Origin of the sequence: Arthrobacter sp. SLBN-112, assembly GCF_006715225.1 — a bacterium.
Classification (GTDB): domain Bacteria; phylum Actinomycetota; class Actinomycetes; order Actinomycetales; family Micrococcaceae; genus Arthrobacter.
This window is the reverse complement of record NZ_VFMU01000001.1, coordinates 3,402,247-3,414,913: the sequence shown is the minus strand read 5'-3', so window position 1 is coordinate 3,414,913 and position 12,667 is coordinate 3,402,247. Positions and strand designations below refer to the sequence as shown.

Sequence of the window (12,667 nt, the reverse complement as noted above, 5' to 3'; positions counted from 1 at the left end):
TCCCAGCAGCGTATCCAAAGAAGCCCGTGGCAAGCGCCGCGGGCTTCTTTGTATGTAAGGTACTTGGGGGACATCTGCGCAACGGGCCTTCCGTGCATGCCGCGGATGTGGCTCAACCACAGAATTTCGAGGAGATGAACGTCTATGTCTGGTGGCGATATTGCCGGCCTGATCGCTGCCGGGGTGTTTGCGCTCCTGGTGCTGCTGCTCGCGGTCCCGATCATGAAGCTGGGTAAAGTCTTCGACGAGGTGCGGACCGCCATCAGGTCCATCAGCGACGGTGCCACGCCCCTGATGGACGAGGTGACGGCTACCGTTTCCACCACCAACCAGCAGTTGAAGAAGGTGGACGGTATCTCATCCAACGTCTCCGATGCGTCCGCCAACATTTCGGCCCTGTCCTCGCTGGTGGCCGCCACCGTCGGTTCGCCGCTGATCAAGGTCGCCGCGTTCAGCTACGGCGTGCGCAGCGCCTTCGCCAACCGCCGGAAGCCCGCTGCCGGCCGCCGCAGCCGCTAGATTCGAAGAGAACGAACATGAAAAGAATTGTTTGGATGGGAATCGGCGTGGCCATCGGAGTCATTGCCTTCCGCAAAGTGAGCCAGGCCCAGTCCGCGCTGGGGCCGGAAGGCCTCAACCGCGCTGTGGGGCAACTCGCCGACGGGATGTACGACTTCGCCGACGCCGTCCGCGCAGGAATGCGTGAACGGGAAACCGACCTGCGGACCGCCCTGGGTGTGGACTCCGCTGAACTCGTCCGCCGCTGACCCCTGCGGGGCACCACACCCGCATCAGCCAACAACCGGCAGGAACCCGTTCCGGGAACCGTGCCACCTGAACGAAATTTCCGTGCCGCCAGGCGGCGCGGACCAAGAAGGGTAAGAAAACAGCTCATGAAGTCGCAGGAGATCACAAAGCGCTGGGTGGACTTTTTTGTCAGTAAGGGCCACACCGCGGTTCCCTCCGCATCGCTGGTCTCCAGCGACCCCTCCCTGCTGTTCACGGTGGCCGGCATGGTCCCGTTCATTCCGTACCTCACGGCCCGCGAGGAAGCGCCCTACTCCCGGGCCACCAGCGTGCAGAAGTGCATCCGCACCGGCGACATCGAGGAAGTGGGCAAGACCGCCCGCCACGGCACCTTTTTCCAGATGTGCGGCAACTTCTCGTTCGGCGACTACTTCAAGGAAGACGCCATCAAGTTCGCCTGGGAACTGCTCACCACGGGCGTTGACGACGGCGGCTACGGACTTGCGCCGGACCGTCTGTGGGTGACGGTCTACGAAGAGGACGACGAGGCCGAGGAACTCTGGCTGAAGAACACCGGCGTCCCGGCTGAACGCATCCAGCGGATGGGCAAGTCGGACAACTACTGGCACACTGGCCAGCCCGGCCCCGCCGGCCCCTGCTCCGAGATCTACTACGACCGGGGCCCCGCGTACGGGGTTGAGGGCGGTCCCCTCGCCGACGAGACCCGCTACATCGAGATCTGGAACCTGGTGTTCATGCAGTACCAGATCGAAAATGTGCGCTCCAAGGTGGATTTCGATGTGGTGGGCGAGCTGCCCAAGAAGAACATCGATACAGGCCTTGGCATGGAACGGCTCGCCATGATCCTGCAGGGGGTCGAGAACATGTACGAGACCGACCAGGTGCGGCCGGTCATCGACAAGGCCGCGGAATTGTCCGGCAGGGAGTACACCTCCGCCGAAACCCCTGACGACCCCCATCACACCGACGACGTCCGCATGCGCGTAGTGGCCGACCACATCCGTTCGGCCCTGATGCTGATTTCCGACGGCGTGACCCCCTCCAACGAAGGCCGGGGCTACGTCCTGCGCCGGCTGATCCGCCGGGCCGTGCGTTCCATGCGCCTCCTCGGTGTTGAACAGGCCTGCCTGCCGGAACTGCTGCCCGCCTCCCGGGATGCCATGAAGGGCGTCTACCCGGTGGTGGACACCGACTTCGCCCGCATCAGCCGGATCGCGTACGCCGAAGAGAAGGCCTTCCTGCGCACCATCGCGTCCGGCACGGCACGCCTTGAGGATGCCGTCAGGGAATCCAAGGCAGCCAACAAGCCGCTGTCCGGTGAAGACGCCTTCACGTTGCACGACACCTACGGTTTCCCCATCGACCTCACGCTGGAAATGGCAGAGGAAGCCGGGCTCAAAGTGGATGAGGCGGCGTTCCGCAGCCTCATGCAGGAGCAACGCCAGCGCGCGCAGGCCGACGCCAAGGGCAAGAAGGGCGGCCACGCGGACGTCAGCGTCTTCCAGGACATCCTGGCCCAGGGCGAGACGGTCTTCACCGGTTATACCGACCTTGAAGGGGAATCCCGCGTGCGCGGCCTGCTCAGCGCCGGCCGCCAGGTCCAGCAGGCAGCCACCGGCGACGAGATCGAACTCGTGCTGGCCGAAACCCCGTTCTACGCCGAAGCCGGCGGCCAGGCCGCGGACACCGGCCTGATCACCGGCGACGGATTCGTCGTCGAGGTCCTTGACGTCCAGCGCCCGGTGAAGGGCCTGAGCGTCCACAAGGCGATCGTCCGCGAAGGCGAAATCGGCACTGACTCCCTGGTGCGCGCCGCCGTCGACCGTGAACGCCGCCACGCCGCCGAGCAGGCTCACACGGGCACGCACATCGTGCACGCCGCCCTGCACCAGATCCTTGGCCCGGAAGCCACGCAGCGTGGATCCTTCAATAAGGCCGGCTACCTGCGCTTCGACTTCGCCTGGGGTGAGGGCCTGAGCACCGCCACCCGGTCCGAAATCGAGGAAGTCTCCAACCTTGCCATCCGCAACAACTACGCGGTGGAAACGAAGATCATGGGGCTGGCCGAGGCCAAGGCCATGGGCGCCATGGCACTCTTTGGCGAGAACTACGGCAGCGAGGTGCGTGTGGTGGAGATCGACGGCGCCTGGTCGCGCGAGCTGTGCGGCGGCACCCACGTTGCCAACACCTCGCTGATCGGCAGCCTGTCCCTCCTGGGCGAGCAGTCCGTGGGCTCAGGAAACCGCCGCGTGGAAGCATTCGTCGGCATGGAGGCCTTCCGCCACCTTGCTGCCGAGCGCGCCCTGGTGACGGAGCTGACGGACCTGCTGAAGGTGCCGTCCGGCCAGCTCGCCGACAGGATTTCCGCGACGCTTGCCAAGCTGAAGGCCACCGAGAAGGAACTGGACCGGCTCCGCAAGGAACAGTTGGCTGCTTCCGCCGCGCAGCTGGTCAACAGCGCCCAGGACGCCGCCGGCGTCAAGGTGCTGGCCCATGACGCCGGCACCGTCAGCGGAGCCGACGACCTCCGCGGCCTGGCCCTTGACCTGCGCAACCGGCTCGGCTCGGCCGCTGCCGCCGTGGCCGTGGCTGGTGTCGCCAACGACCGCCCGCTGATCCTGGTGGCCACCAATGAGGCAGCCAGGGAAGCCGGCGTCAAGGCCGGTGCCCTGGTCCGGGTCGCTGCCGGAGTGCTCGGCGGCGGCGGTGGCGGCAAGGACGACGTCGCCCAGGGCGGCGGAACCGACGCCGGAAAGGTCGGCGCCGCCCTGGCAGCCGTCGTCGACGCCATTTCCAGGCGCTAATCCCGTTATGACCAATCCTGTTGCTGCCGGCGGCTACCCTCTGGGCGTCAAACTTGGGGTGGACGTCGGCACCGTCCGGGTGGGGGTGGCGGTCTGCGACCGCGACTCCATCCTTGCCACGCCGTACAAGACTCTTGACCGGAACGCCAGGAAGAACTCGGACGTGCGCGTCATCGCCAACTTGGCGGAGGAACTCGGGGCGGTGCAGGTTATTGTCGGCCTGCCCAGGACCATGAAGGGCGAGGAACATGCCTCGGCCAGGATGGCCACGGACTACGCCCTGCTCCTCGCGGCCGAGTTTTCACGGCGGGGGCTTGCCGTCCCGGTGAACCTCGTGGACGAACGCCTCAGCAGTGTCACGGCCCACCGGAACCTCCATGAAGCTGGCATGAGCAGCAGGGACCACCGTAAAGTAGTTGATCAGGTCGCGGCCGCGGGTATTCTTCAGCACGCCATCGACATGCAAAAAGCCAGGGGAGCGGATGTCGGCTCACGCGTGACAGCGCCATCCCCGTCCGTGGACCAGGGGACCGGTGGGGTGGACGACTCCGTCCGCGCCGCCCCCGCAGACACGGCACAATCTTCAGATAATGGAAGGCAACAGTGAGCCCTGCCAACATTGACGACGCCTCCGGCCCGCTGGATACCGGGGCCGGGAGGCCGTTGACCCGCAAGGAACTGCGGGCACGGGAGAAGACCCATACCGGCGGGCAGGACACCGTGCCCGAGCACGCCTACGAAACCGGCGACGTCCCGCCGCCCCCCGCCGCGCCGCCGGCCGCCGCGTCTCCCGCAGCGGAGCCCTCGTTCGCCCCGCTGCCCCACGCCGGGGATGTGCCGGCAGCGCCGGCAGTACCGCCATCCATCCAGGATGAACAGCACGCGGACCCTTCCCACGCGTACGGTGCCGCCGCGGATAACCCTCACCCTCGTGAATCCCACGACGACGTCCCGCACCAGGCCGCCGTCGAGCACCACGACGACCTTGCCTACCACCCGGACGACCTCCAGTACGCAGGCGTACACCACGGAGCGGACCTGCACCACGGGGCCGGCGCGCACGGTTACCAGGAAGTGCACGACCATGTCCACCACGCCGCCGGATACCACGACGACGCCCACGTGGATGCCCAGCACCACGACGAACACCACCACGATGCGGACCACGGACTGCTTCCCGGCTCATCGGCAGCCCAGGTACTGCCGCGCCCATCGAAGAAGGTCCGGCGCCGCCGCAGGCTGCTGGCCCTGTTTCTGACGCTCGCTGTCTTCGTGGCCGCCGTGGCCGTGGGAGCCCAGTTCCTCAAGCCCCTTCTCGGTAACGGCAAGCCGTCAGACTTCCCCGGTCCCGGAACGGGTGAGGTCCAAATAACCGTGGAAAGCGGCGAGGGAACCCGTTCAGTGGCCACCGACCTGGAAAACAAGCGTGTCGTTGCCAACGCCGATACCTTCATGCAGGCGTTCCATGCGTCCGGCGCCACGCTTGCGCCGGGCGACTACATCTTCAAGACTGAGATGAAGAACGCCGATGCGGTTAACGTCCTGGTGGGCAAGGACAAGACGAAAGTCATCTACTTCGCCCTCAGTGCTGGCCTGAGGATCAGTGAATCCCTGCAGTCGATTTCGGAGGGATCCACCGTCTCCGTGCAGCAGCTGCAGGCCCTCAGCAACCAGCCGGCGCAATTTGGCCTGCCCGCCAACGCCAAGAACCTCGAAGGCTACCTGGCGCCCGGGGAGTACCGTTTCCCGCTGGGAACACCGGCCAAGGACATCCTGCAGGCGCTGGTGAAGGCCACCACGGATGAACTCGTGTCGCAGGGCATCACGGACCCGGCCAAGCAGTATGAGGCCGTTACCGTGGCCAGCATCGTCCAGGCTGAGGGCGGCCAGGCCGACTACGGTGACGTAGCCGGCGCCATTTACAACCGGCTCAAGCCCAACGACCAGACCGGCGGGTTCCTGCAGGTTGACTCCGCCGTCACCTACGGCCTTGGTACCCGCAGCTTCAACTTCACTGATGAACAGCGCAAGGACAAGTCCAACCCCTACAACACCTACGCCAATCCGGGGCTGCCGCCGGGGCCCATCGGTTCTCCCGGCAAGACCGCAATCGATGCAGCCGCCCGGCCCAAGGCCAATGATTACCTGTACTGGGTGACCATCAACCTTGACACCAAGGAAACCAAGTTCGCCAAGACCCTGGCTGAGCACAACGCCTACGTGGAGCAGTACAACGCCTGGTGCCAAGCCAACGCGGGCCGCTGCACATGAGCCTGCGGGCTGCCGTCCTGGGCCACCCGATCAGCCACTCAAAATCCCCGGCGCTGCATCTGTCGGCGTACGCGCAGCTGGGTGCAGGGATCAGCTATACGGCCATCGACGTCACGGAGGAGTTGCTGCCGTCCTTCATGCGCCAGATCCGGCACCAGCCTGGCTGGCGCGGTCTCTCGGTAACGATGCCGCTGAAGACCGCGATGCTCGACCAGGTGGACGAGGTGCGGGGAGTGGCACAGACCCTGGGTGTGGTGAACACCGTTACCTTCGAGGAATCCGCCGGTGGAACCAGGGTGGTCGGCTCCAATACGGACGTCACCGGCATCTTTAACGCCCTCTGCCATGCCGGGACCGCGGCAGCGCCTTCGGCGGTCATCCTGGGTGGGGGCGGGACGGCTGCATCGGCAGTCGCTGCCCTGAAGGAGCTCGGAACCGGAACGGTACAGCTGTTCGTCCGCGATGCCTCGCGGACAGCGGACGTCCGGGCGGCCGCGGACAGCCTTGGCGTTGCCCTGGAGGTCCACTCCCTAACGGAAGCCGCCCGCCCCACGTCGGAAGCCGACGTCGTGATTTCCACCCTGCCGCCCCGCGCGGCGGACGGACTCGCAGCGGAACTTGCCGCCCTGAAGACACCGACGCCGGGTGTGCTGCTGGATGTTGCCTACGATCCCTGGCCCAGCCTGATTGCCTCCGTGTGGCAGGCCGGCGGTGGCCGTGTGGTCCCTGGCCTGGAAATGCTGTTGTACCAGGCCGTGGAGCAGGTGAGGCTCTTCACCCGGCGCGGGGAAGACGTTAATGCAGCTGTCATAGATGTGATGTGTGACGCAGTCGGCCTTGCCCGGCGGGCGTTCTGACCGCCCTACGTGGCAGGATGGAAATTATGCGTTGGTTGACTGCCGGTGAATCCCATGGCCCGGCTCTGATGGGAATTATTGAGGGCGTCCCCGCCGGTGTGGAAATCACCAGCGGGCACATCGCAGACTCCCTGGCCCGCCGCCGACTTGGCTACGGCCGGGGTGCGCGGATGAAATTCGAGCAGGACGTTGTGACGATCCTCGGCGGTGTCCGGCACGGCGTCACCCAGGGCGGTCCCGTTGCCATTCAGGTGGGAAACACTGAGTGGCCCAAGTGGGAGCAGATCATGTCCGCTGACCCCGTGGCCGCCGAACTCCTCGCCGACCAGGCCCGCAACGCGCCCCTCACGCGGCCCCGCCCGGGACACGCAGACTTCACCGGCATGCAGAAGTACGGCTTCGACGAGGCGCGTCCGGTGCTTGAGCGGGCCAGCGCAAGGGAAACGGCAACCCGCGTGGCGCTGGGCACCGTAGCGGCACAGTTCCTCAGGCATCTCGGCATTGAACTGGTCAGCCACACCGTGTCCATCGCCAGCGTGACGGTCCCGGAAGGCCGCCCGCTGCCCGTACCGGGCAACGTCATCGCCCTGGATGCCGACCCCCTGCGCTGCTTCGACCGTGAAACCTCGGACGCCATGGTGGCCGAGGTGGACGCCGCGCACAAGGAAGGCGAAACGCTGGGCGGCGTGGTGGAGGTTCTGGCTTACGGACTCCCGCCGGGACTTGGCAGCTACGTGCACTGGGACCGCCGGCTGGACGCCAGGCTCGCGGCCGCCCTGATGGGCATCCAGGCCATCAAGGGCGTGGAGGTCGGCGACGGCTTCCTCACCGCCGCCCGCCGCGGTTCCGCCGCCCATGATGAAATCGTCCGCGACGGCGAGGGCCGGATTGTCCGCTCCAGCAACCGCGCCGGCGGAATCGAAGGCGGCATGAGCATTGGGGACGTCCTGCGCGTCCGCGCGGCCATGAAGCCCATCGCCACCGTTCCGCGCGCCCTGCGGACCATCGATGTCAGCACCGGGGAACCGGCCAAAGCCCACCACCAGCGTTCCGACGTTTGTGCAGTCCCGGCCGCCGGCGTGGTGGCCGAGGCCATGGTGGCCCTGGTCCTCGCCGAGGCCGTCATCGAAAAGTTCGGCGGTGACTCAGTGGCGGAAACCGCGCGCAACATCAAGGGTTACCTGGACAACATCCCGGCATCCCTGGACTCGATCGGCCAGTAGTGCTCCACAGCAGCAATACCGGACCTGTTGGCGACCGACCGATCGTGCTCATCGGCCCCATGGCCGTTGGCAAGTCAGCCATCGGACAGCAACTGGCACAGCAGTTGGGCGCCCGGTTCGTTGACACTGACGCCGTGATCGTTGCCGGTCATGGATCCATCGCCGAAATCTTCGCCGGCCGCGGTGAACACGCCTTCCGGGAAATTGAGGCAAGGACCGTTGCCCACGCCGTCGAGGAAGCCGAGGGAACCCCCACGGTTATCTCACTGGGCGGGGGAGCGGTACTGGACTCCGGCACGCAGCAACTGATCAGCCGCTGCACGGTGGTGTACCTGGAATGCGATGCCGAAACGGTGGCGGACAGGATTGCCCGAAACGCCGGCAGGCCCCTGCTTGCCGGCGACGCCATGGGTCGCTGGACAGCAATGTTCGCCACCCGCAGGCCTGTCTACGAGCGGCTGGCCGACATCACCCTCGACGTCCGCCACGGCTCGATACCCGAGCTCGGCGGCCGGCTGGAAGCAGCACTGCGGAACCATGCAGCTGCCAAACAGGAAGTTGAAAAGTGAACACCCAATCAACAATCATCAACGTCACCGGCGAAGGTGCCGGCAACAACTACGGGGTTGTCGTCGGCCGCGGCCTGCTTGGTGGCCTTCCCGCGCTGCTCGGGGAGCGCGTCCGCCGGGTCCTGGTGATCCACCCCCGCGCTCTGCGCCTCACCGGTGACACCGTCCGCGATGAACTCGCTGCCGCCGGCTTCACCTCCCTCACCGCCGAAATCCCCGACGCCGAAGAAGGCAAGCACATCCAGGTGGCAGCATTCTGCTGGCAGGTCCTGGGCCAGAACGACTTCACCCGCTCGGACGCCATCGTCGCCGTCGGCGGCGGGGCAGTGACCGATCTGGCAGGCTTCGTCGCCGCCACCTGGCTGCGCGGGGTCAAAGTCATCCACATGCCCACCAGCCTGCTGGCCATGGTGGACGCCTCCGTGGGCGGCAAGACCGGCATCAACACCGCCGAGGGAAAGAACCTCGTGGGGGCCTTCCATCCGCCCGCCGCCGTCCTGGCGGACCTGGACACCTTGGACACGCTGCCCAAGAATGAGATCATTTCCGGCCTGGCGGAGGTCATCAAGTGCGGCTTCATTGCCGATCCCGCCATCCTGGACCTGGTGGAAAAGGACCCCGGCGCTGTGGTGGACCCGCGCTCCGCCGAGCTCCGGGAACTCATCGAGCGGGCCGTTGCGGTGAAGGCGAAAGTGGTTTCCGAGGACCTCAAAGAGTCAGGGCTGCGTGAAATCCTGAACTACGGGCACACCCTGGGGCACGCCATCGAACTGGTGGAACGGTACTCCTGGCGGCACGGGGCCGCAGTGTCCGTAGGCATGATGTTCGCAGCGGAACTTGCCCGCAGCGTGGGGCGGCTCAGCGACGTCGACGCCGACCGGCACCGGAGCATCCTGGAAGGGCTTGGGCTCCCGGTCACCTACCGCCGTGACCGCTGGCAGGGCCTGCTGGACGGCATGCGCCGGGACAAGAAGTCCCGCGGGGACCTGCTGCGGTTCGTGGTGCTCGACGGCATCGCCAAACCGGGCATCCTCGATGTCCCGGACACCTCGCTGCTGTTTGCTGCCTACCAGGAAATCGCGTCCTGATGCAGGGCGACATGAGCGGCACCTCGGACTGGCCCGAGGCGGGGTTCCCGGGGATCCGGATCAACCCCGATACCCTGCTGCCCCAGATCGTCAACGAGGATGTTGTGCGGGAGACCTTGGCCGCCTCAACGGACCCCGCCGACCATATCTTCGTGCTCCTTGTCCAGGGCCACGCCTCCGAGGCTGCCGAACTGCTGGCCGAGGCACGTTTCAAGGACCCCGAATCGTTCCTGCTTCGCGTGTTCGAAGCCGAGGTGCTCAGCGTCACCCATCGCATGGACCGTGCCATTGACCTGTTCCGCCAGCTCCTGGCTGAAGCGCACGGGACGCCGCGTGAAGCACTCGCCCTGCAATACCTGGGCCGGACACAGTACGCAGCCGGCCAAACCTCCGCTGCGGTTGAATCCTTCACCCGGGCGCTCGACCTGCGGGTTGCGCAATCGGCCGATGCCGCCCAGATCTACTCGTCCACGGTGGCGCTCCAGCGGGCCAGGGACGTCCTGGACCTGGCCTGCTAGGCCGCGGGCAGAGGCCGCGGAAAGGCCAGCACCGATTTACCGGTAGAATGGTTGTGGAATTTTTGCATCCACGCGATTTTTGACAAACACGTGCAGGCGGGCCGTTAAGGCGTGCCCGCCCGGCATACAGCATCTGACCACGCGGCCAGACAAAGAAACCAGAGGAAACCAGTGGCAACCACTAACGACATTAAGAACGGAACGGTCCTGAAGCTTGAGGGCCAGCTCTGGAACGTCATCGAATTCCAGCACGTCAAGCCCGGCAAGGGCGGCGCCTTTGTCCGGACCAAGATGCGCAACGTGATGTCCGGCAAGGTTGTTGACAAGACCTTCAACGCCGGGCTCAAGATCGAGACCGCCACCGTTGACCGCCGCGATTACCAGTACCTGTACCAGGACGGCGCGGACTTCGTCTTCATGGACACCTCCGACTACGACCAGATCACCGTCTCCGGTGCCACGGTTGGCGACGCCACCAACTTCATGCTGGAAAACCAGATGGTCAACATCGCCATCCACGACGGCAACCCCCTCTACATCGAACTGCCGCCGAGCGTCGTCCTCGAAATCACCTACACCGAGCCGGGCCTGCAGGGCGACCGCTCCTCCGCAGGCACCAAGCCCGCCACGCTGGAGACCGGCTACGAGATCCAGGTTCCGCTGTTCATCGAGAACAACACGAAGGTCAAGGTGGACACCCGCGACGGCAGCTACCTGGGCCGGGTCACCGAGTAGTGAGCGCCCGCGGTAAAGCCCGCAACAGGGCACTGGATGTTCTGTTCGAGGCAGAGCAGCGCTCTGTTTCGGCGTTCGACGTGCTTCGGGCACGCCGGGAAAAGACCGACCAGGTGGTCAACCCCTACACCTTGGAGATCGTCGAAGGCGTCGTGTCCCAGCAGGCAGCCATCGACGAGTTCCTGGAGACGTACTCGCAGGGCTGGAGCTTGGAGCGGATGCCGTCGGTGGACCGCATCATCCTGCGCATCGGCACCTGGGAGCTTCTTTACAACGACGACGTCCCGGACGGTGTGGCGGTCAGCGAGGCCGTAGCGCTGGCCAAGACGCTGTCGACGGACGAGTCGCCGCAGTTCATCAACGGTCTGCTGGGCCGGCTGCAGCAGCTGAAGCCTTCGCTGCTCGCGTAGCCTTTCCACCACGCAACAGGGCCCCGCCATTCGGCGGGGCCCTGTTGCGTCCCGGCCTGTCCAACTCAGCCGGCTACGGCGGCCCGCAGGGATACGATGCGCTGGAGCTGCTGCCTTTCCTCTGCCTGGTGCAGCGCAACCTCGCGTCCGCTCAGGATCCGCTGGCGGGTGTTGGCAAGCTGGGTGGCCGCCTTCACGAACTGTTTCATCTGGCGCTTCCTGCCCGAACCCGCAGCCCATGCCAGGACCGTTCGCCTGCCGCCGCGGGTGGCCAGCAACTGGACTTCGGCCGGTGTAAACCAGCCGGCTGCGGAGTACTCCATCAGCCGCTGGCGGGTCAGGCGGTTCTCGGCCACCCGCAGGAAGATGATGCCGCCCACTGCCAGGAGGAAGATGGGCACCTGGACCAGGAGGTAGTCCAGGAGGAATCCCTGGCCCATGCTGTTCCACCTGTTGTGCAGGAACATGGCCGGCAGCAGCCCCACGAAAAAAGCGGCAATCGAAGCGCCCGTGTGCCAGCGCCTGGCAGCGAAGCCCATAATCAGGCCGGTGGTCCCGGTGAAAATAGCATGGGCGAACGGGGACATCACGCCGCGGAGGAAGAAGACCTGGGCGAAGTCGCTTGCCGGGGATGCCGATTCCGCGATGGCCCTGCCGAAATAGAGGATGTTTTCGGTGAAGGCGAATCCGCCGGCGATGGTGAAGGCGAACACCACGCCGTCCACTGGCCCATCGAATTGGCGGCGTGCCGCGAGGAGGAGGATGAGCAGGCCAAGTGACTTGGCGAATTCCTCGACGATGGGTGCCTGCACGGTGGCCATGTAGGTCTGCAGGTCGGGCTCGTCGGTGAACTGGAAGGCGATCACAAAGAACGGCTGGATGAGCAGGGTCACGGCAACAGACACCGCAGCACCCCATGTGAAGGCAAAGAACAGCAGCCGTTTAGGTTCGGGTTCCCACCTGTCGATGATGTGGACCGCAGCCAGGACCACCGACAGCGGGATCAGCGACGCCACGAAACCAATCAGGAAACCGCCGGCGCCGGTGTTGGAGAGCAGGAACGGCACCACCAGGAAAAGGCTCAGGAAAGCCAGGACGGCGCCGGCAACCGTCAGCCCCACCAGCCCGCTGCGGGTCCGCGACGCCTGAAGGGCCGTGCCCTGGGCGCCCGGCGGCACCAACACCGCCAGCGGCTGGCCCTGGTGTCCCGGTGCCGCGCGGTAGTGTTCGGGCTGCACGTGCCCCATCCAGCTGGGGTTGGCCTGTTGCGGCAGGGGACCGGTGGCACCGCGGTAGGGATCGTCGGGGAGTCCGGAGGGAGGCTGCTGCGGATACATCGGCATACCCGAAAGCCTAAGCGGGAGCCACGGCAGCACAAAGGATCCGGCCGTCCGTGCCGTTCGGGTGTGACCATCTTCGCTTTT

General features: G+C 65.9%; 13 protein-coding genes. 12 read left to right on the top strand and 1 reads right to left on the bottom strand.

Features of this window, described 5'->3' with window-relative positions; genetic code table 11:
* The first annotated feature begins 144 nt into the window (after window positions 1-144).
* From FBY33_RS15680 to nusB, 12 genes are all read left to right on the top strand, one after another.
* Window positions 145-519, top strand: coding sequence for a DUF948 domain-containing protein (locus tag FBY33_RS15680; RefSeq protein ID WP_142031346.1), 375 nt, complete (start codon window positions 145-147; stop codon window positions 517-519).
* A gap of 17 nt (window positions 520-536) precedes the next feature.
* Complete coding sequence (locus FBY33_RS15675) at window positions 537-767, top strand: DUF6167 family protein (protein ID WP_235010594.1); 231 nt, start codon at window positions 537-539, stop codon at window positions 765-767.
* Between the two features lie 126 nt (window positions 768-893).
* Window positions 894-3,572, top strand: a complete 2,679-nt coding sequence (gene alaS, locus FBY33_RS15670; protein WP_142031345.1) for an alanine--tRNA ligase — start codon at window positions 894-896, stop codon at window positions 3,570-3,572.
* A 7-nt stretch (window positions 3,573-3,579) separates the two neighbouring features.
* Entirely contained in the window at window positions 3,580-4,179 is a 600-nt protein-coding gene (ruvX, locus tag FBY33_RS15665; protein ID WP_142031344.1) for a Holliday junction resolvase RuvX, read from the top strand.
* Entirely contained in the window at window positions 4,176-5,843 is a 1,668-nt protein-coding gene (gene mltG / locus FBY33_RS15660; protein ID WP_142031343.1) for an endolytic transglycosylase MltG, read from the top strand. Before ruvX ends, mltG begins: the two co-directional genes overlap by 4 nt.
* Entirely contained in the window at window positions 5,840-6,700 is an 861-nt protein-coding gene (locus FBY33_RS15655) for a shikimate dehydrogenase (protein ID WP_142032933.1), read from the top strand. The genes mltG and FBY33_RS15655 overlap by 4 nt, the downstream gene beginning before the upstream one ends.
* A gap of 23 nt (window positions 6,701-6,723) precedes the next feature.
* On the top strand, window positions 6,724-7,923 hold the full coding sequence (gene aroC, locus FBY33_RS15650) for a chorismate synthase (RefSeq protein WP_142032931.1): 1,200 nt from the start codon (window positions 6,724-6,726) through the stop codon (window positions 7,921-7,923).
* Window positions 7,923-8,492, top strand: coding sequence for a shikimate kinase (locus tag FBY33_RS15645; RefSeq protein WP_142031342.1), 570 nt, complete (start codon window positions 7,923-7,925; stop codon window positions 8,490-8,492). Before aroC ends, FBY33_RS15645 begins: the two co-directional genes overlap by 1 nt.
* Window positions 8,489-9,580, top strand: a complete 1,092-nt coding sequence (gene aroB / locus FBY33_RS15640) for a 3-dehydroquinate synthase (RefSeq protein WP_142031341.1) — start codon at window positions 8,489-8,491, stop codon at window positions 9,578-9,580. Before FBY33_RS15645 ends, aroB begins: the two co-directional genes overlap by 4 nt.
* Window positions 9,580-10,098, top strand: coding sequence for a tetratricopeptide repeat protein (locus FBY33_RS15635; protein ID WP_142031340.1), 519 nt, complete (start codon window positions 9,580-9,582; stop codon window positions 10,096-10,098). Before aroB ends, FBY33_RS15635 begins: the two co-directional genes overlap by 1 nt.
* A 171-nt stretch (window positions 10,099-10,269) precedes the next feature.
* Entirely contained in the window at window positions 10,270-10,833 is a 564-nt protein-coding gene (efp, locus tag FBY33_RS15630; protein WP_018769313.1) for an elongation factor P, read from the top strand.
* Complete coding sequence (nusB, locus tag FBY33_RS15625) at window positions 10,833-11,243, top strand: transcription antitermination factor NusB (RefSeq protein WP_018761427.1); 411 nt, start codon at window positions 10,833-10,835, stop codon at window positions 11,241-11,243. Before efp ends, nusB begins: the two co-directional genes overlap by 1 nt.
* Window positions 11,244-11,308: 65 nt before the next feature.
* On the opposite strand, the gene FBY33_RS15620 is transcribed toward nusB, so the two are convergent.
* A complete protein-coding gene (locus tag FBY33_RS15620; RefSeq protein WP_142031339.1) occupies window positions 11,309-12,586 on the bottom strand; it encodes a PrsW family intramembrane metalloprotease in 1,278 nt (425 codons plus the stop codon).
* Window positions 12,587-12,667 lie beyond the last annotated feature (81 nt).

Bases quoted from the DNA above. Each gene is read 5' to 3' on its own strand.
- FBY33_RS15675 (WP_235010594.1), top strand. From the start codon at position 537: ATGAAAAGAATTGTTTGGATGGGAATCGGCGTGGCCATCGGAGTCATT.
- alaS (WP_142031345.1), top strand. From the start codon at position 894: ATGAAGTCGCAGGAGATCACAAAGCGCTGGGTGGACTTTTTTGTCAGT.
- FBY33_RS15680 (WP_142031346.1), top strand. From the start codon at position 145: ATGTCTGGTGGCGATATTGCCGGCCTGATCGCTGCCGGGGTGTTTGCG.
- FBY33_RS15655 (WP_142032933.1), top strand. From the start codon at position 5,840: ATGAGCCTGCGGGCTGCCGTCCTGGGCCACCCGATCAGCCACTCAAAA.
- ruvX (WP_142031344.1), top strand. From the start codon at position 3,580: ATGACCAATCCTGTTGCTGCCGGCGGCTACCCTCTGGGCGTCAAACTT.
- FBY33_RS15620 (WP_142031339.1), bottom strand. From the start codon at position 12,586: ATGCCGATGTATCCGCAGCAGCCTCCCTCCGGACTCCCCGACGATCCC.
- FBY33_RS15635 (WP_142031340.1), top strand. From the start codon at position 9,580: ATGCAGGGCGACATGAGCGGCACCTCGGACTGGCCCGAGGCGGGGTTC.